The sequence below is a fragment of the Flavobacterium sp. LPB0248 genome (assembly GCF_013388355.1).
Lineage (GTDB): Bacteria > Bacteroidota > Bacteroidia > Flavobacteriales > Flavobacteriaceae > Flavobacterium.
Window position 1 is genome coordinate 1495456 of sequence record NZ_CP058246.1, and the last position, 19860, is coordinate 1515315.

Here is a 19860-nt window from a genome sequence, read left to right on the forward strand (position 1 = left end):
TTTATTTTTTAAAACGAATACTTCTCTAATTTCTTTCCTTGAATATCCAAAACCTTTGTGCTTTCTTTTGGAACATTACCTTTTATAACTTCTTGAACTGAAGGATTGGATGGATATTTTCCGCCTTTCATTTTCAGAAGATGAAATTTTCCTCCGCTTTCAAATATCAAATCATAAAACTTTTCACTTGATGAAGAGGTTACATAAATTGGAAAATCGGTCACAGTGAAACGATTGATTACCGTACCGTCATTCTTCAAAATATAACCTGAACAACCTCCGCTTCCGCAGAAATAAGAATTAGAGAAACCAACAAAATATTCCTCTTTCTTATCGTTATTTAAATCGAAAGCTTCATAATAGAAAGATCTGTCTTCTTTTGTCATTGCAGGTAAATCTTTCTTCAATAAAACCAGCAATTGTTTTCGGATTAATGCTACTTCTTTATCATTTTTTTCGGAAACTTCACTTAAATCAGCCGTTCCGCCAAGAGTTTTAGACAAGGTATCTTGAACAATTGTTTTTACAATATTTTTTGAATTGTCTTTGTTTTGGCAAGATGATAATGCCAAAATTGCAATTAAAATCAGAAATCTATTTTTCATAATCAGATGTTTTAAATTCGCGATCGATTATACTAATAATGCTGCTTTATTTTCAATATCATTCTGCGTCAATAATGATTTTATATTATTGAAAGTCACCAATGCAATTTGAGTCAAAGCTTCGTTGGTAAAAAATGCTTGATGCGCTGTTACCAATACATTCGGAAAACTCATTAAACGCTGAATCGCGTCATCTTGAATAATGTCTGCCGATAAATCTCTAAAGAACAATTTTTCTTCTTGTTCGTAAACGTCAATTCCTAAATAACCTATTTTTCCTTCTTTTAAACCTTCAATAACAGATGAAGTTTCTATTAATCCACCGCGGCTTGTATTAATAATCATAACGCTGTTTTTCATAAAAGAAATAGAAGTAGCATTGATTACATGTTTTGTTTGCTCATTCAGCGGACAATGAAGCGAAATAATATCACTAGATTTAAAAATTTCTTCCAAGCCGACAAAAGAAACACCATCTTTTTTCATTTCTTCATTTTCTACAATATCATAAGCTAAGACTTTACAGCCAAAACCTAATGCTATCTTGGAGAATGCTTTTCCGATATTTCCAGTCCCAATAATTCCGATTGTTTTTCCGAATAAATCGAAACCTAATAAACCATTTAACGAAAAATTCTGCTCACGAACTCTATTATAAGCTTTGTGTGTTTTTCTGTTTAAAGTCAAAATCATCGCCATCGCATGTTCTGCAACTGCTTGTGGAGAATATGCAGGAACACGGCAGACTTTTATATTATGCTTTTTTGCCGCTTCTAAATCGACATTGTTAAATCCTGCACAACGTAAAGCAATTATTCGTACCTTTTTCTCTGCTAATTGATTGATAACTATTTCGTTTACAATGTCATTTACAAAAACACAGACAATCTCGCATTCTTCAATTAAAGCTACAGTCTGAGGATTTAATTGTGTTTCAAAGAAATTCAACTGAAAACCAAAATCTTCATTGTATTTATTGAAAAATGTTTTATCGTAAGGCTGAGTAGAGAAAAAGCCAATTTTGCTTGCATTTGGATTTGGGTTCATAATATTCTATTTTTTTATGTATTGTTTTTAAAATTTCCTTTCGGCAGATAATATAACCACCCAAAACCAATCAAAAATAAAATAAGCGAACCTATAAAAGCAGGAATTAAAATTTCTTTATTGTTATCTAACGCATTGTTTAAAGCAGCATACAATAACCAAATCTGGATGCTTACATTTAAGATTAAAACAAATATTAAAGTAGACAGAATAACATTCAACTTATTTGGATTTGCCTGATTTTGGCTTTTTCTAAATGTACTCATAATATATTTCTTAAACAATTAACTCGCTTTATTTTCAAAAGCTTTTACAAAAATCTTTTCTCCTTTCAAAACCACTTCCAACTGAGGCAAAGCCCTTGGCGGAGGTCCTGCAATTACGTCTCCCGTCAAAGCATCAAAAGAACCTTCATGGCATGGACAATGAATAATTCCTGTTCCGGGCTTGTAATAAACGGCACAAGAAAGATGCGTGCATTTTTGTTCATAAGCTCGAAACATACCGCTTTCTAAATGCACCAAAATATACGGAATAGTACTTCCCTCAATTACAAAACCTCTTGTTCCGCCCAACGGAATATCTTTTATTTCACACACAAAATGTTCTCCAACAACTTCTTCGCCAGGCAACAAATACGCTTTCGCTGCAACCAAACCACTTCCTACCATTAAGCCTCCTGAAACCAACGTAAGGAATTTGGCAAAATCACGTCGGCTTACCTGCGTTGATTCTTGTTTTTTATATGGAAAATCTTTCTTCCAGTTTTCTTTTAAATTATCTTCTTTAGACATGGATTTTGGATTTAGAATATTCGTAATTCGTTGCTTCCTTTTGGCATCATGATATTCACTTTTGTGTTTACACGTTCTTTTCCAAAAATAAATGAATTTACTGGAGTACTATTTGGACGCATTTCTTCGATTTGTTCGCGAGTTCCGTAAAACAAGGCGCCACTCGGACAAACTGTTGCACACATTGGCTTTTTGCCAACACTGGTTCTGTCGTAACACATTGTACATTTCATCATCAAATCGTATTCTTCCATTTTCTTTGGAACTCCAAACGGACAAGCCATAACGCAATTAGAGCAACCAATGCAGCGTTCTGTATTTGCGGTATGAACTACTCCGAATTCGTCTTGCGAAATCGCGTCAGCCGGACAGACATTGGCACAAACAGGATCTTCGCAATGCATGCAAACCTGAACAGTGGTCTGAATGGTAACTTCACGTTCTACATAATTAACATGAATCATAGATTCTTGACCATTTGTTTCACATTCTGCACAAGCCATTTCACAGGCTTTACAACCTATGCATCTTTGTAAGTCTACAAAAAACTCTTCGTTTTTATTATAATTGGTTAAATTCATAATTGTTGCTTTTTATAGATTAAACACTTGCATAAGCATTTGATTTGTCTGATGAATTTTCTATTTCTCCCAAAGGTTCCAGCTTGCAAGCACAAACTTTGAACTCAGGAATTTTTGAAATAGGATCTAATGTTCCAGGCGTTAATTGATTGGCTGATTTTTTCCCTGGCCAGTGATACGGAATAAAAACGGTATCTTTTCTAATGGTTTCTACAATATTAGCAGGGAAAATTCCTTCTCCTCTTCGGGTTGAAACTTTTACTAATTCCCGTTGCTGAATATTATATTTCTGCGCCATTTCAGGATGAATTTCCAACAAAGGTTCAGGAAATTGATCTACTAGTTTTCCAATTCTTCTTGTTTGCGTTCCGCTTAAATATTGAGAAACGACACGGCCAGTTGTTAATGTTATTGGATATTCTTCATCTGTAACCTCACCGGGCAATTTGTAAGGAGCTGGATTAAAATGCGCTTTTCCGTCTGGTGTGGCAAATTTTTTATCTTCCCATAATCTTGGCGTTCCAGGATGATCTTCTGTCGGACATGGCCAAAAAACGCCCATATTGTCTTCTACTTTTTTATAGGTGATTCCATTGTAGTCGGCAGTTCCTCCTTTTGATGCAACTCTAAGTTCATTAAAAATAGCTTCACTGTCAGCGTAGGTAAATCTTTCTTCTTCACCTAATCTCTTTGCTAATTCTAATAATATTGAAGTGTCTGTTCTCGCATCGCCTGGAGGCGTAACCGCTTGTCTGATTCTAATTACACGTCCTTCAGCTGAGGTTGTTGTTCCCTCCTCTTCTTCCTGCAATGAACCTGCTAAAACAATATCGGCATGACGGGCAGTTTCATTTAAAAAGAAATCTATTGCCACATAAAACTCTAATTTTTCAAGGGCAGAACGCACATAATTATTATTCGGCAACGAAACTAACGGATTAAAGCAAATCGAAATCAATCCTTTTATTTCACCGCTATGAATCGCTTCTATAATTTCATAAGCTGTAATGCCTTTGTGAGGCATATCTTCTTCTTTAATCTTCCAGACATCGGCAATGTATTTTCGATGATCCATATTTTCGATATCACGATTTCCAGGCAATTGATCGCATTTATGACCGTGTTCTCTTCCGCCCTGACCATTTCCTTGTCCGGTAATAGTTCCGTAACCGCAATACGGCCTTCCAATTCTTCCTGTTGCCAAAACCAGATTAATGCATCCTAATACATTATCAACACCTTTTGAGTGATGTTCAATCCCTCTTGCGTGGAGTAAAAAGCTTGTTTTTGCTTTTCCCCATAATTCAGCTGCTTCTTTAATTTTTTCTTTAGAAATTCCTGTAATTTCTTCAGCCCATTCTAACGTATAATCTTTTACAGCATCTATGGTTTCTTGAAATCCTGAAGTATGGTTATCAATAAAATCGTGATCCAGCATATCGTGATCTACGAGATATTTAAGCATTGCACCGTATAACGCAGAATCAGTTCCTGGTCTTACATCCAGATGAACATCTGCGGTTCTAGCTAATGGAATAACTCGCGGATCAACAACAATTAATTTTGCGCCGCGATCTCGGGCTTTCCAAATCCAATGGGTTAAAGTTGGAAACGTCTCACTAATATTCGCTCCCGCAACAATAATAACTTCAGCATATTCTAAATCCGAATAATTGTTTGAAGCACGATCTAAACCAAATGCTTTTTTATTTCCTGCACCAGCACTTACCATGCAAAGGCGACCGTTATAATCTAAATTTCTAGTTTTTAAAGCTACTCGGGCAAACTTTCCGACCAAATAACTTTTTTCATTGGTCAACGAAACTCCTGAAAGCATAGAAAAAGCATGTTTACCGTATTTCTCCTGAATTCTTTTGATTTCAGAAACGGTTTTATCCATTGCTTCATCCCAAGTAGTTTGTTCAAAACCTTTGCCCTCTACTCTTTTTATCGGATGCAATAAACGATCTGGATGATTGTTCTGCATATAACGTTGCACTCCTTTTGGACACAAACGACCTTCATTGAACGGAAATTCCATCCAAGGTTCAAAACCAACCACTTTATTGTCTTTTACAGATAATTGAATTCCGCATTGCATGCCGCAGAAACAGCAATGTGTTTTGACCATTTTATCTGGTTCATCACGTCCTGCATACCCTTCTTTTGGTGTATAATTCAGATGTGGACCAAATGCTTCAATTATTTTTTCAGTTGATACAGGTAGTTTTGCCATGATTTTTTTGTTATTTTTTGGTTTCATGTTTCATGTTTCACGTTCTGCAACGAAACTTGAAACCTTAAACTTGAAACTATAATTTTATCCAAATAAATTTCCGCCTTCGATTCTTGCTTTTAAATGCGCTTTCGCCAAACGATCTCGTTTTCCTTCGGGACTTAAATCCAAGTGTGAATTTCCTTCATCATCACTAAAGTCAAAACCTAATTGTTTAGTTACTATTTTTAAATCATCGATATGAAGTTGTGTCGTAAATGGTTTTCCTGTTTCTTTGCAGATTGCCATTCCTTTTTTCATTCCTTCTTTTTTGTAAATGTGCGCACCAATCTGAGCCGGTCGTTGAATGATGTGGAAGAATTTTCCAAACGGAATCCATATCAAAAACATAATAACCGTTACGGCATGAACTACTGCGAGAAAATCATACGCAAATCCTTTCATGAATTGGTAAGAATAAGTCAGGCACAAACCCGTAACAGAAATGGCAATTAATAAAAGAAGTGGCAGTAAATCGCCTTCAAAAGTCTGTGTGGCAATTAATCCCGGATTGGTTAAACGTCTTCTTAAATAATAAAGCGAACCAAAAATAACCAGATAAGAAGACCAATTTAAGGCATGGAAAGTCAAAAATGCCATGATCGAATCCAATCTGAAATCCATTACTTTAAAACCAAAAAAATGAGCTTCGTAAACAGTAATTGAATTTGGTGCCAACGTAAAATAAATCCATCCAAATGTGAGCGGAAAAGTAATTGCAAAAGCCGAAAAACAGCCAATTGCAATACAGAAATGAGCTAACCATCTGTATTTACCTCTTGGATAAATGAATTTCTGAAAAGCAATATTCTGAACAGATTCTTTTCCTAAAAACCACAAATGCGAAAATACTTTTCCTGTAAAGAGAAAATGAATTCCGCGTTTGAAATACATCCACGTTGGCGGTCTTTGCAGCCAAACTGTATAGCGATACACAACTCCGAAAAATGCAAACAGAGTTCCGAACAGATAGGTAACTAAGGCCGCATCAAAATTTTGAAGTTTTCTTGACCCATAGAAAACCAATACGACCATAAAAACCGAAGCTGCCGTTGCAATTAATAAAGCTTTCGTATTAAATGTTTTTTCTTTCATGACAGATTATTTTCGATCAATATCTTTAGCCATTTCAGGCAATCTTTCTTTTGTCATTTTTACAATTACACGGTGCATCCAAATCAGACAGGTTAATGATAATGCCAGAATAAAAAGCCAAGAGCTCGTCCAAAATCCGGTAAATGATAATAAATACCCGAAAATAATTGGCCCGAAGAATCCGCCTAAACCACCTAAGAGTCCAACCATTCCGCCAATTACACCTACTTCATTAGGAAAATAATCTGGTATGTGTTTGTAAACAGCTGCAGAACCAATTCCCCACGAAATTCCGATTAGAATAACCAAAACTAAATACACCCACATATTGGCTTCAAAATGAATTTGTGTAATTCCTTCTGCCAATAAATCCTTCTTTTGCACTTTTTGGTTTTGCTCTACAACCACTTCCTGCCATGTTTTTTTGGATGGAAAAAATTTAGAATGTGGCTGACTTTCATCTTTCTGACTTATATCATATTCTTTACCATCAACCACTATTTTATCAGGCGAAACTGCTGTAACAGTTCCTGCTTTACTCGCTAAAAGACCGCTTCCTGAAGTCGTTATATCCATTTTTGGAAACAATAATAAGAAGCTTAATACAACCGAAGAGCTCAAAACCCAGTACATTACTTTTCTAGCTCCGAATTTATCCGACAAAAAACCTCCAAAAGCGCGTACGACACCAGCAGGCAAACTAAAACAAGAAGTAAAAATTCCGCCTAAAACTAAAGTTGTGTGATAGACATTCATAAAATTTGGCAGAAGCCATTGTGAGAAAGTCACAAACGATCCAAATACTAAGAAATAATAAGTTCCGAAACGCCAAACACGCACTCTCTTTAAAGGTTGCAATAATTGTTTTACCGTTTTTGATTGTGCTTCGCTTTTTTTGTTTTTAGCAAAAATCAGAAACACAATTCCCATTAATAACAAAGCAGAACCGTAAAGTACGGGAAGCCATTTCCATCCATTTTCAGGATCGTTTTCTGAAAATGTACTCAAAAGTGAAGGTGCCAAAAAAGGTGTTATAGAAGCTCCTGCAGTCCCCATTCCGAAAATTCCCAAAGCTCTTCCCTGCCATTCTTTAGGATACCATACAGAGGTTGATGCAACCCCTACAGCAAAACTGGTTCCGACCATTCCAAATAGAAAACTTAAAATAGCGAAAACCGTAAAGGAAGTTGCAAATGGCAATAAAAATAAAGGGATAGAAGCCAAAATCAATAAAGCAGAATGCACAATTTTTCCACCAAACTTATCAGTTAAAATTCCCATTGGCAATCTCATAATTGATCCCGTAAGAACAGGAATCCCCAAAAGCCAGCCAATTTGTACAACGCTCCAGTTAAAAATTTCTTTATCAACTAAAAATGTAACTAATACTCCGTTGAGTGTCCAGCACGCGAAACAGATTGCAAATGCCAAAGTGTTTAAAAAAAGGATGCGGTGGGCTTGGGAAAGATCTGCCATAGAATAAAGTATTAAATTGTGTTTTTGAAAATCTATTACTGAAATATGGGAATCATGGGGATTGCTTTTCATAAACAACAGAAAAACAATAGTTTACTAAAGTTAAAAAAAATATTCGAAGCAAGATACTTACTATCAAATATTTAGCGTTATAATAATCTTATTTAAATTCATTCTTCAAAAAAACTGTAAATCAATCTGTTAAATAAAACACAATTTTAAAAGACTGATTAAACCAGTTTTAAATAATAAAGTCTAATCTATAAACAATTAAAAAACTTGAATATGAAAAAATTATTTATCGCAGCTATGTTATTTGTTGGAATAGCAAGTTTTGCACAAGACATGGATCAAAAACCAGCGCGCGAGCAAAGAGAAAGAATGACTCCGGAACAGCGTAATGAGAAACAGCTTCAAAAACTGACTACAGAATTAAATTTAGATGCTAGTCAGCAAGCACAGGTAAAGCAGCTTTTAGCAGATAGAAGCGCAAAAGCCGAAAAATTTAGAGAAGCTAGAAAAGAAAAAAAAGATAGCAACACAAAACCAACTGCTGAAGAAAAAGCCGCTTTCAAAAAAGAAATGGAAGACGAAATTGCAGCAAATGACGCTAAAATGAAATCAATCTTAAAACCTGACCAATACACAAAATGGAAAGCTCTTCAAGAAGAGAAAAAAGACAAAATGAAGGAGAAAATGAAAGAGCACAAAAAAGATAAAATGTAATTTTATGCATAAAAAAAAGAGGCTATAAAGCCTCTTTTTTGTTATTTAAAATGTTTTCGAAACTTTATCGATCGCATTGATTGTAAAATCTAAATCTTCGTAAGTCAATGCATCTGTAATAAACCATGTTTCATATGCAGATGGCGCGATATAAACACCTTCCTGCAATAATCCGTGGAAGAATTTTTTGAATGTTTCGTTATCTCCTTTTGCAGCAGTCTGGAAATCGGTAACTGGATTTGCATCAAAGTGAACCGAGATCATAGAACCTACTCTATTGATCGTAAATACAACATTATTGGCTTTTAAAACTCTATCGATTCCTGCTTCCAAATAAGCTGTTTTTTCTTCTAAACGTGTAAAAATTTCTCTATCTGAATCAAGAGCTTTTAACATTGCCAATCCAGCAGCCATTGCCAATGGATTTCCAGATAATGTTCCTGCTTGGTAAACGGGTCCAAGAGGCGCTAAATAATTCATGATTTCTTCACGCGCAGCAAAAGCTCCAACTGGAAGTCCACCACCGATAACTTTCCCGAAAGTCACAATATCAGCATCAATTCCGTATAATTCCTGAACTCCTCCGCGTGCTAAACGGAAACCAGTCATTACCTCATCAAAAATCAATAAGATTCCGTTTGCTGTACACAAATCTCTTAAACCTTGCAAGAATCCTTTTGCTGGCGGAATACATCCCATATTTCCTGCAACTGCTTCAATAATAATTGCTGCAATTTCTCCTTTATTTGCTTCAACTAATGTTTTTACATTTTCTAAATCATTGTATTTCGCTAACAAAGTATCTTTTGCAGTCCCTTCTGTAACTCCAGGACTGTTTGGAGATCCAAAAGTTACGGCTCCACTTCCTGCTTGAATCAAAAATGAATCAGAATGTCCGTGGTAACAGCCTGCAAATTTTACAATTTTATCTCTTTTTGTAAATCCGCGAGCCAGACGAATTGCGCTCATACAAGCTTCTGTACCTGAATTTACAAAACGTATTTTATCAATATTTGGAACCATAGAAACAGCCAAAGCTGCAATTTCTGTTTCCAATTCTGTTGGCATTCCAAATGAAGTACCCAATTTTGCTTTTTCGATTACAGCATCAACAACTGGCTGATATGCATGACCTAAAACCATTGGTCCCCAAGAGTTGATATAATCTATTAATTTGTTTCCGTCTTCATCATATAAATAAGCACCTTTAGCACTTTTTACAAAAATCGGAGTTCCGCCAACTGCTTTAAACGCTCTTACTGGTGAATTTACTCCTCCTGGAATTACTTTTTCTGCTTCAGCAAAAAGCTGACTACTTCTTTTGTATAACATTTTTTATTTTAGATTTTAGAATTCAGATTTTAGATTGCAAACTGAAAACTTATTTTGATTTTTAGATTAATTTCATCAGAACTGATCCCGATAGCTATCGGGAGAGACTGCGACTGAAAACTTACTTAACTTTCAACCTCTGCCCGATCGAAATCGCATTATCGGTTAGATTATTCTTCTTTTTTAAATCTTCAACCAATAAATTAAATTTCTTTGAAATCGAATAAAGCGTATCTCCTTTTTGAACCTCATACAAATTCGGATCGTATTGATTCATATTGATTTTTGGGTCAGAAGCTACATCATAAGATGATTTTTTTGGTGGAGCCGAAGTATTAATCGGAACATAGTTTCTTCCTGTAACCTGACAATCATATTGATGCAGATTGTATCGCTCAATATAACTGATCAATTTATCGGGATATTTAGGATCTGTTGCGTAACCGCAAGCTCTAAGTCCTTTTGCCCAAGCTTTGTAATCATCTTTTTCGTAAGTGAATAAACTGGCATATCGTTTTTTTCCAACCAAAAACAAGGCATGATCTCTATATGATTCTGATGCCTGAGGATATTTTCTAAAACATTCCTGAGCCGAGTCATCGTCATGGCGAACACTTTCTCCTAACCAATCATTATGACATTTTATTCCAAAATGATTATTAGCATCTACAGCCAAATCTCCTCTTCCTGCACCAGATTCTAAAATTCCTTGAGCCAAAATAATACTCGCCGGAATTCCATAAGTCTTCATGTTTCCCATTGCAATTTCTTTGTACTGCAACACATAATTATTAATAAGATCACTGGTAACAACTGTTTTAGATGTAGATTGAATAACCTCAGTTGTATTATTTGTAGAAGGGTAATTTTTACCGATTGGTTTAGTAGGAGTACTTCTTTTTGTAGCTGCCGTTCGAGTTTGAACTGCTGCCGCTTTTTTAGTCGTCGCTATGGCAGGCTTACTAGAAGAGCAGCTTGCTAAAGCTAATATTACGAGAAGTAATACAATTTTTTTAATCATTGGTTTTGAGTATTGGTAATTTCTTCTGCTTCAACTTTATATTCATTCCGTCAATTCCCTGCAATCCGCCTGTGTGAATGAGTAAAATTTTTGAATGTGCAGGAAAATAATTTTTGCCGATTAAATCTATAACGCCAAAAACCATCTTTCCTGTATAAATTGGATCTAAGGGCACTTTTGTTTTTTCAAAAAAAGCATTAATAAATTCAATTAATTCTAAATTTATCTTGCCATAACCTCCAAAATGATAGTCAGAAACTAAATTCCAGTTATCTTTATTTGCAAAAATACGAATTTCATCGGTTAAAAAGTCACCTTTTAACGCTGGAAACCCCAAAATTTTCTGATTTGGCAGTGAACTATTAATCAATCCCGAAATCGTGCCACCCGTTCCAACAGCACAGCAAACGTAATCAAAAACCGCATCTTCATCAGTTAAAATCTCCTCACAGCCTTTTACAGCAAGTTCGTTTGTTCCGCCTTCTGGAACGAGATAAAAATCGCCAAATTTATCTTGCAGCTTTTCTATAAAAGATTCTTCGTTTTTTAAACGATACTCTTCTCTCGAAACAAACTCAAACTGCATTCCGTTTTCTTGAGCAAATTTCAAGGTTGGATTTTCCTCTATTTTGTCCAAAAGCTCATCTCCGCGAATGATTCCGATAGTTTTAAAACCTTGTTCTTTACCTGCATAAGCTACTGCAGCAATATGATTGGAAAAAGCTCCCCCAAAAGTCAATAAAGTGTCTTTATTTTCGACTTTCGCCTGAAGCAAATTGTATTTCAGTTTTCTGAATTTATTTCCTGAAACAAACGGATGAATTAGATCTTCTCGTTTAATTGTCAACGAAATATCATTCGGAAACTGAATATTTATATTTTGATTGAAAACTGAATTCATTATTTAAAGTTGAAAGTCAAAAGTGACAATTCATAGTTTTTTTTAAGCCTATTGCTTGTTGCTTTTTATGTAATCTAGAAACCGAAAAAAAGATCGATTTTTAAGATAATTCAAGTCGGCTTCTTTGTTATAGGCTTCTCTTTCAAAACTGATATTTCGATACGCTAATGCCCCATTTTTATATTGAATCAGACGAATTAGATATTCTAAAAAATACCAGATAAAAAACGGAATTACTAAAAGTTCTAATTGCTGTCTTAAATGAATCTTTTCATGATTAACAAAAACTTTATTTGTTTTATCAAAATCATATTTTGCAATTACAAACGGAAATACAGCCATTCCTCGATAACCTTTCGGAATTAAATATTTGGCAACAATCAGAAACATTGGCTGTAAAATTTATAAATTTGTAGCTATAAAATTGTTCGATTTCAATAAAATCATAATCAAATATTTTTATTTTTGATTTTAATTATTTGAAAAGGAACGCGAAGCAGATTTATGAAAGAGCAAAGTAATGAAAATAAATTAATCGAAGGCGAAGATTTTTACTATACGCCTGAAGGTTATAAATGCTTTACTGAAAAACATCATTTAAAACGTGGTTACTGCTGCAAAAGCGGCTGCCGTCATTGTCCTTATGGGTTCGATAAAAGAACGGGCGAAATAAGAAGAAAAACGAATTAGATAATTTGAAAATAAGTCAATTAGATAATTCTAAAATCTAAAATCAACAATCTAAAATATTAATATGGATATCCATTCAAGAAAATTCAGGATTAAAATCCACAAGTCCTATCACAGGTCGGATATCCGTTATCCTTAGTTTTTTTTAATTAGAAAATGTGGCAATTTGAAAATGAGTTAATTTGAAAATGGGATAATTAAAATAAATTTCAAATTTTAAATTCCAATTTCGTCGGCTGATATTTCGCTCCGCTGGAGCTTTTATATTGGGTGATTATTGTTTTCTATAAATATTACGCCTTTCCAAGGCTTTACATTTGTAATTTTTATATTCCATAAAGCTCCTTTAGGAGCGGCATATTTATAGAAATCATTTTAGCCGTTACATTTAAGCCCCAGCGGGGCGGCATAATTAAAAAAACAAAAAATTAATCTGTTGTTAATCTAAGTAAAATACCTTAGCGTCTTAGAACCTTAGCAACTTAGCATCTCTAAAAAAAATGACTTTTCAAGAACAAATACAACAAGGAATACCTTCTATACTACCTCAAAAAAAGGACTACGATCCAGCAATTAATCATGCTCCGAAACGAAAAGAAATTCTTTCGGCAGAAGAGAAAAAACTGGCGCTTAAAAATGCCTTGCGTTATTTTGATCCAAAACATCACGCCGAATTGATTCCTGAATTTTCAGAAGAATTAGAAACTTACGGACGTATTTATATGTATCGTCTTCGTCCAGATTACAGAATGTACGCAAGACCGATTGACGAATATCCTGGGAAATCATTGCAGGCAAAAGCGATTATGCACATGATTCAAAACAATTTGGATTATGCTGTGGCACAACATCCACATGAATTGATTACCTATGGCGGAAACGGTGCTGTTTTTCAAAACTGGGCTCAATATTTATTAACGATGCAATATTTGTCTGAAATGACAGATGAGCAGACTTTAACGATGTATTCAGGTCATCCAATGGGCTTATTCCCTTCGCATAAAGAAGCGCCAAGAGTTGTGGTTACCAATGGAATGGTTATCCCGAATTATTCTAAACCTGATGATTGGGAAAAAATGAATGCTTTAGGAGTTTCGCAATACGGGCAAATGACAGCGGGAAGTTATATGTACATTGGCCCACAGGGAATTGTACACGGAACAACTATTACAGTTTTAAACGGTTTCAGAAAAATAAAACAAAATCCAGAAGGAAGTTTATTTGTAACTTCTGGTCTTGGAGGAATGTCAGGCGCACAACCAAAGGCAGGAAATATTGCTGGATGTATTACAGTTTGTGCTGAGGTAAATCCGAAAATTACAAAAATCCGTCATGAACAAGGCTGGATTAACGAAGTGGTAACTTCAACTGACGAATTGGTTGCCAGAGTAGCTTTGGCTAAAGCCAATAAAGAAACCGTTTCTATTGCTTATTTAGGGAATGTAGTTGACGTTTGGGAACGTTTTGATCAAGAAAATATTAAAATTGATTTAGGTTCAGACCAGACTTCGCTTCATAATCCTTGGGCTGGAGGTTATTATCCGGTTGGAATTTCATTTGAAGATGCTAATAAAATGATGGCTAATAATCCAGAATTATTCAAAGAAAAAGTTCAGGAAACGTTACGTCGTCATGCAAATGCTATTAACAAACATACTGCAAAAGGAACTTACTTTTTTGATTACGGAAATGCTTTTTTACTAGAAGCTTCTCGTGCAGGCGCCGATGTAATGGCCGAAAACAATATCGATTTTAAATACCCTAGTTACGTTCAGGATATCATGGGTCCAATGTGTTTTGATTACGGATTTGGTCCTTTCAGATGGGTTTGTACTTCAGGAAAACCAGAAGATTTACTAAAAACTGATGCCATCGCTTGTGAAGTCTTAGAAAAAATGGCCGAAACTGCTCCAAATGAAATTCAGCAGCAAATGCAGGATAACATCAAATGGATTAAAGGCGCGCAAGAAAACAAATTAGTTGTAGGTTCTCAAGCTCGAATTTTATATGCCGATGCTGAAGGACGAATTAAAATTGCCGAAGCCTTTAACCAGGCCATTGCAAAAGGCGAAATTGGCGCAGTTGTTTTAGGACGCGATCATCATGACGTTTCTGGAACTGATTCGCCTTATAGAGAAACATCAAACATCTACGATGGATCTCGTTTTACTGCCGATATGGCCATTCATAATGTGATTGGAGACAGCTTTAGAGGAGCAACTTGGGTTTCTATCCATAATGGTGGCGGAGTTGGCTGGGGAGAGGTTATAAATGGCGGATTTGGTATGGTTCTTGATGGCTCTACAGAGGCCTCAAAGCGTTTAGCTTCAATGCTTTTCTGGGATGTTAACAACGGAATTTCAAGAAGAAGCTGGGCACGAAATGAAGGTGCTGTTTTTGCTATAAAAAGAGCAATGGAAGTTGAGCCATTATTGAAAGTAACTTTACCTAATCTAGTCGATGAAAGTTTGCTTTAATTAAAATTGAGAACATTAATTCTTAGAAATATGAAAACACTTAAGTTAATTCCGTTTTTGCTACTGCTGATACTTACTTCTTGCAGTACTGTGACCGTTTATTCTGATTATGACAAAACTGTCGATTTTACGCCTTATAAAACGTACGCCTACTTTAAGCCAGGAATTGACAAGGTTGAAATATCAGATTTAGATAAAAGAAGAATCTTACGCGCTATTGATGATCAAATGCAAGCTAAAGGCTTTACAAAAAGCGAAAATCCTGACTTGCTGGTAAACATTTTTACAAAATCAAGAGAGCAAGTAGATGTAAACCAATTTACCGCTGGCTGGGGTTATGGCTGGGGCTGGGGTTGGAATCCTTACATGATGTACGGAGGACAGACTACAGTTTCTACTTCTACTGAAGGAACTTTATACATTGATTTAATCGATGCTAAAAAGAAAGAAATGATCTGGCAAGGTGAAGGTGTTGGAACTCTGACAAGAAACATCGATAAAAAAGATGAAAAAATTGCTGAGTTTGTAGGCAAAATTTTAGCTCAATATCCGCCAGTTAAAAAATAGTTTTCAGTCGAAGTTGCAGTTTTCAGTTTTTGTAAAACGTTAAATAGTTGCGAACTTTTCAGAAATAATTAATACATTTGCGCTTCAATCAGTAAAGAAAATGACAAATTTTAACAACATTATTATCGCTATTATTAGCATTATTGCAATTCAGCAATAATGGCGAGGTGCTATATAAGTTTGTAAAATATAATTTATAAGAACCTCCCAATTGGGAGGTTTTTTATTTTTAAAATAATTTTAAACAGCCACGAATTCACGAATTTATATATTCGAAGATTATCAAAAAATAATTCGTGAATTCGTGGCGAAAAAAAAATCTCATGAGTCTATTTAACGAAGTACTTAACGCAAAAAAGCAGCTCGAAAATGTAGTTGCTGCAACGCCATTGACCCAAAATTTAAATCTTTCAGACGAATTTGAATCGACTATTTTACTAAAAAGAGAAGATTTGCAAATTGTCCGTTCATATAAAATTCGGGGCGCGTATAATAAGATTTCTTCGTTAAACGAAAAAGAAAAAGCAAATGGAATCGTATGCGCCAGTGCAGGAAATCATGCGCAAGGTGTTGCTTATTCGTGTAATTTACTGCACATAAAAGGCAAAATTTATATGCCCAAAACAACTCCAAAACAAAAAGTAAAACAAGTACAGTTATTCGGAAAATCGTTTGTTGAAATTGTTTTAACTGGAGATACTTTTGATGACGCTTATGCTTCTGCAACTGCTGATGCCATCAAAAATCATAAAACATTTATTCATCCTTTTGATGACGAAAAAGTAATCTCTGGACAAGGAACTGTTGGATTAGAAATTCTTGAAAGCTTTAAAGAACCAATCGATTATGTTTTTGTTCCAATTGGCGGCGGCGGATTGGCATCGGGATTGTCTGAAGTTTTTAAACATTTAAGTCCGCATACAAAAATCATTGGTGTTGAACCAAAAGGTGCTCCTTCAATGAAAACTTCCATCGAAGAAAATAAAAATACACCACTAAAAACTATAGACAAATTTGTGGATGGTGCAGCTGTAAAACAAGTTGGTGACAAAACTTTTGAAATCTGCCGATATAATCTAGAAGATATTATTTTAGTTCCAGAAGGAAAAGTCTGCACCACAATTTTAAGATTGTATAATGAAGAAGCAATGGTTGTGGAACCTGCAGGCGCATTGACAATTGCCGCTTTGGATTTTTATAAAGATAAAATTAAAGGAAAAAATGTAGTTTGTATTGTTAGCGGAAGCAATAATGACATTGAAAGAACAGCTGAAATAAAAGAACGCTCTTTATTATATGAAGGTTTAATGCATTATTTCATGATTCAGTTTCCACAGCGTCCTGGAGCTTTGAAAGAATTTGTTAATAATATTTTAGGTCCAGATGATGATATCACTTATTTTCAGTTTGCTAAGAAAAACAGTCGCGAAGTAGGTTCTGTAGTTGTTGGTTTAGAATTGAAAAACAAAAACGATATTATGCCTATCAAGCTGAAAATGACCGAAAATGGTTTTGAATTTCAATACTTAAATGACAATCAGGATTTGTTTACTCAATTAATTGGATAAAATAAAAAAAGGCTGTCAGATGGGACGACAGCCTTTTAAAATCAAATCAAATTACTAATTGAATGTTTGGATTTAATTATTGCTTTAATATTTTTTTCGAATAGGAACCTTTGCTATCAGTAACTTTTACAATGTAAACACCTTTTGGCAGTCGAGAAATTTCTACTTCAGTCTGATTTCCTTTTGCAAAGTTTACATTCTTCTTTAAAACTGGCTGTCCAGTTACATTGAAAATCTGTACATCGGCACTTCCTTCGTGATTGGTATCTATTTTTAAAGTATTATCTACTTCATCTGCAAAAATCATCATATCGTTTGAACTTGTACTTTCGGCAATAGTTTGCTCTACTGCTAAAGCACTTTTTGCTGCTGAAGATTCTACTTGCACCAATTGCCATTGCTGATTCAAACCTGCTGTATAAGCCCAAACCTGAATATTGGCGCCATTTGCTGTTGAGACATTTTCAACATCAAGCGATTTACCGCTGTTTACGTTTATAATTTTATAATAACCAGTTCCTAAACTTGTTACTGTCCATTTGAATTCGTTTGAAGATGAAAAAGTTTTCTGCTGTACTTTCAGTCCGTCAGCTGTTCCATTATTCTCAACCGCCAAATACATTCCCGTCGATTTTACAATAATGTAATAATTACCGCTTCCGTCAGAAACAAATTTCCATCTTTGATTACTTCCTCCTCCATTTGTAATGTCATACTGCTGAATTCTGCTTCCGCTTGTTGTCGCATTATCTGCAACATCTAAACCTTTGTTGCTATTTCTCGAAATAATATTGTAATATCCAGGAAATCCTGTTGAACCAGCCGTTACAGTAATTGCGCTTGTTGCTGTTTTAGCACCATCAACAGTAGTTGCAGTAATTGTCGCATTTCCTGCAGCAATTGCAGAAACCAATCCGTTTGAATTTACAGTAGCAACAGATGTATTGCTTGAACTCCAGTTTACTGCAGTATTTGTAGCATTGCTAGGAGAAACTGTCGCTGTTAATTGTTGTGACTGACCTGCTGTAAGCGTAGCTGAAGTTGGGCTTACGCTAACTCCCGTAACTGCAACTGGATTTGATGCTCCCCAAGTAAAAGTAACTGCAGAAGATGCTGGAACTGCATAATTAAATGCTGATGACCCAGAAACTACTTTTATTGTATTTGATGATCCGCCTGAATTATAAATTACAAGTGCAGTTGAGCCATCAGGGTTTTTAAATGCAACTGAAGAAATACTTCCGCTTGTGCTTGAAGAACCAATTCTTACTGCACCTGGTTTTACATATTTAGAAATCTGGCCAATAATATAATACGCTACATTTTTAGTATAACTTGTACTATTATTAACTGTAATAGCACCTAAACAAGTACTGCATCCGCCAGGAGTACGAGGCCCTAAACTTGAATTGTTTGCAGCATTCCATTCTAAAACTGTTTTAGACCAGTTATTTGTACTACCGATAACAACGTTTTGCATATGCCAGCCAAAATCTCCGCTAAAGCTTCCGCCCGAACCAGTGTATTGTTCTGTAAAATAAACGTTTTTGTTGGTTTGAGTTTTTACTGTTGACATAGCTGAGATATTACCTAAATACAGGTGGAACGCCGCTCCGTCAACATAAGAACTATTGTTTAAAACATCAATCGGATATGCTGTATTATCGCAATTGTGGTCAAAAGCAATAATTTTTATGTTTCCATAACCAGCAGCTGCCATTTGAGGCCCAAGCTGTTGATTGATAAAATTCTTTTGTTCTGTAGAATTCATCAACATACTTGGTTCGTTGTTCGGATTTTCTGGTTCGTTTTGCGGTGTAATTCCCCAAATATTAATACCTTGTGCTTTCATTGCATCAAAATATTTTACGAAGTATTTTGCATACGCTGCATAATATTGCGTTTGCAGAGAACCTCCAACCCAAGATCCGTTTGTTTTCATCCAACGTGGCGCAGACCAAGGTGTTGCCAAGATTTTGATGTTGGGATTAATCAGTAAGATTTTTTTAATGATTGGAACTAAATAAGTCAAATCTGGTCCGTTCAAACTAAAATTGTTCATGTTGGTGTCTCCCGAAGTTTCGTTATAACTGTAAGAAGAACTGCTTAAATCTGAAGCGCCAATACTAATGCGAACTACACTTGCATTTAGGCCTGTTGACGGATTGTACAAATCATTTAACAATTGGTTTTGTTGAGTGGCTGCCATTCCAGAAATAACTTCACAGCTTCCTTCGGTAAGAGTATAACCAAACCCGTCCATTGTTTGATAAGTTGTTCCTGCAGTTACTGTTACAGTAGAAGGATTAGTTCCAGAATTGGTTCCGAAACTTACGGTTGCCTGTTGCTGTAATAATTTACTTTGATCTCCTGTAGTCATAAAAGGAGTTACTGTCTGAGCATTTAAGCTGTTCATGAATAAAAGCGATCCGCAACATAATAGTTTCAGCGCTTTACTTACCCGATCTGTAGGTGTTTGAGTAGTTTTGTGCATTCTTTTGTGGTTTTGGTTTGATAATTAGTTTTTCATTATTTATTCAGTTTTATTTTACTAAAACAGCACAATATTATGAGTGTTTTTACAATATCCTTATTTTTTTTAACTTTACAAATACACATCAAATTAAAAAAATCGATATAACAAAAACTAATCTTATTGTTTTTCAAACCACTAAAAAACAATAATTTAAAAAATAAAAAATCAT

The 19860-nt window shown here is 35.1% G+C and carries 18 protein-coding genes; 5 read left to right on the forward strand and 13 right to left on the reverse strand.

All coding sequences use genetic code 11. The annotated features are described in order from the left end of the window. Positions 1–8: 8 nt before the first annotated feature. From LPB248_RS06155 to LPB248_RS06190, 8 genes are all read right to left on the reverse strand, one after another. Complete coding sequence (locus LPB248_RS06155) at positions 9–605, reverse strand: hypothetical protein (protein WP_177210658.1); 597 nt, start codon at positions 603–605, stop codon at positions 9–11. Between the two features lie 27 nt (positions 606–632). Then, positions 633–1652 (reverse strand): 2-hydroxyacid dehydrogenase, encoded by a 1020-nt coding sequence (locus LPB248_RS06160; protein ID WP_177210659.1) that lies wholly within the window; start codon positions 1650–1652, stop codon positions 633–635. A gap of 14 nt (positions 1653–1666) precedes the next feature. Further along, positions 1667–1918: a DUF6755 family protein gene (locus LPB248_RS06165; protein WP_177210660.1), complete on the reverse strand. Its 252-nt coding sequence runs from the start codon at positions 1916–1918 to the stop codon at positions 1667–1669. Positions 1919–1936: 18 nt separating this feature from the next. Further along, positions 1937–2446 carry a ubiquinol-cytochrome c reductase iron-sulfur subunit gene (locus LPB248_RS06170; RefSeq protein WP_177210661.1) on the reverse strand — a complete coding sequence of 170 codons (510 nt, stop codon included), beginning with the start codon at positions 2444–2446 and terminating at the stop codon, positions 1937–1939. Positions 2447–2457: 11 nt separating this feature from the next. Further along, positions 2458–3027, reverse strand: coding sequence for a 4Fe-4S dicluster domain-containing protein (locus tag LPB248_RS06175; protein WP_177210662.1), 570 nt, complete (start codon positions 3025–3027; stop codon positions 2458–2460). Positions 3028–3046: 19 nt separating this feature from the next. Further along, the gene (locus LPB248_RS06180; protein WP_177210663.1) at positions 3047–5263 is read right to left on the reverse strand and encodes a molybdopterin oxidoreductase family protein; all 2217 of its coding nucleotides are present in this window, start codon (positions 5261–5263) and stop codon (positions 3047–3049) included. An 84-nt stretch (positions 5264–5347) separates the two neighbouring features. Continuing rightward, complete coding sequence (locus tag LPB248_RS06185) at positions 5348–6397, reverse strand: MFS transporter (protein WP_177210664.1); 1050 nt, start codon at positions 6395–6397, stop codon at positions 5348–5350. A gap of 6 nt (positions 6398–6403) precedes the next feature. Further along, positions 6404–7873, reverse strand: coding sequence for an MFS transporter (locus LPB248_RS06190; RefSeq protein ID WP_177210665.1), 1470 nt, complete (start codon positions 7871–7873; stop codon positions 6404–6406). Between the two features lie 285 nt (positions 7874–8158). On the opposite strand from LPB248_RS06190, the gene LPB248_RS06195 reads away from it, so the two are divergent. Next, positions 8159–8599, forward strand: a complete 441-nt coding sequence (locus LPB248_RS06195; RefSeq protein ID WP_177210666.1) for a hypothetical protein — start codon at positions 8159–8161, stop codon at positions 8597–8599. Positions 8600–8644: 45 nt separating this feature from the next. Here the strand turns inward: LPB248_RS06195 and hemL are convergent, their stop codons facing one another. The 4 genes from hemL to LPB248_RS06215 form a co-directional block, all read right to left on the reverse strand. Beyond that, positions 8645–9931 (reverse strand): glutamate-1-semialdehyde 2,1-aminomutase, encoded by a 1287-nt coding sequence (gene hemL, locus LPB248_RS06200; RefSeq protein ID WP_177210667.1) that lies wholly within the window; start codon positions 9929–9931, stop codon positions 8645–8647. Positions 9932–10052: 121 nt separating this feature from the next. Continuing rightward, a complete protein-coding gene (locus LPB248_RS06205) occupies positions 10053–10952 on the reverse strand; it encodes a glucosaminidase domain-containing protein (protein WP_177210668.1) in 900 nt (299 codons plus the stop codon). After that, the gene (locus LPB248_RS06210) at positions 10945–11853 is read right to left on the reverse strand and encodes a 1-aminocyclopropane-1-carboxylate deaminase/D-cysteine desulfhydrase (RefSeq protein ID WP_177210669.1); all 909 of its coding nucleotides are present in this window, start codon (positions 11851–11853) and stop codon (positions 10945–10947) included. Before LPB248_RS06210 ends, LPB248_RS06205 begins: the two co-directional genes overlap by 8 nt. Before the next feature lie 48 nt (positions 11854–11901). Further along, positions 11902–12243, reverse strand: a complete 342-nt coding sequence (locus LPB248_RS06215; RefSeq protein WP_177210670.1) for a hypothetical protein — start codon at positions 12241–12243, stop codon at positions 11902–11904. A gap of 114 nt (positions 12244–12357) precedes the next feature. Here LPB248_RS06215 and LPB248_RS06220 point away from each other — a divergent pair, with 114 nt between their 5' ends. The 4 genes from LPB248_RS06220 to ilvA all read left to right on the forward strand — a co-directional run bounded on the left by LPB248_RS06220 (position 12358) and on the right by ilvA (position 17155). Continuing rightward, positions 12358–12543 carry a DUF5522 domain-containing protein gene (locus LPB248_RS06220; protein WP_111377387.1) on the forward strand — a complete coding sequence of 62 codons (186 nt, stop codon included), beginning with the start codon at positions 12358–12360 and terminating at the stop codon, positions 12541–12543. Positions 12544–13043: 500 nt separating this feature from the next. Beyond that, complete coding sequence (locus LPB248_RS06225; RefSeq protein WP_177210671.1) at positions 13044–15020, forward strand: urocanate hydratase; 1977 nt, start codon at positions 13044–13046, stop codon at positions 15018–15020. Between the two features lie 30 nt (positions 15021–15050). Beyond that, a complete protein-coding gene (locus tag LPB248_RS06230) occupies positions 15051–15587 on the forward strand; it encodes a DUF4136 domain-containing protein (protein ID WP_111422611.1) in 537 nt (178 codons plus the stop codon). 323 nt (positions 15588–15910) lie between these two features. Beyond that, positions 15911–17155 carry a threonine ammonia-lyase IlvA gene (ilvA, locus tag LPB248_RS06235; protein ID WP_177210672.1) on the forward strand — a complete coding sequence of 415 codons (1245 nt, stop codon included), beginning with the start codon at positions 15911–15913 and terminating at the stop codon, positions 17153–17155. 76 nt (positions 17156–17231) lie between these two features. On the opposite strand, the gene LPB248_RS06240 is transcribed toward ilvA, so the two are convergent. Then, on the reverse strand, positions 17232–19649 hold the full coding sequence (locus LPB248_RS06240) for an RICIN domain-containing protein (RefSeq protein WP_177210673.1): 2418 nt from the start codon (positions 19647–19649) through the stop codon (positions 17232–17234). Positions 19650–19860 lie beyond the last annotated feature (211 nt).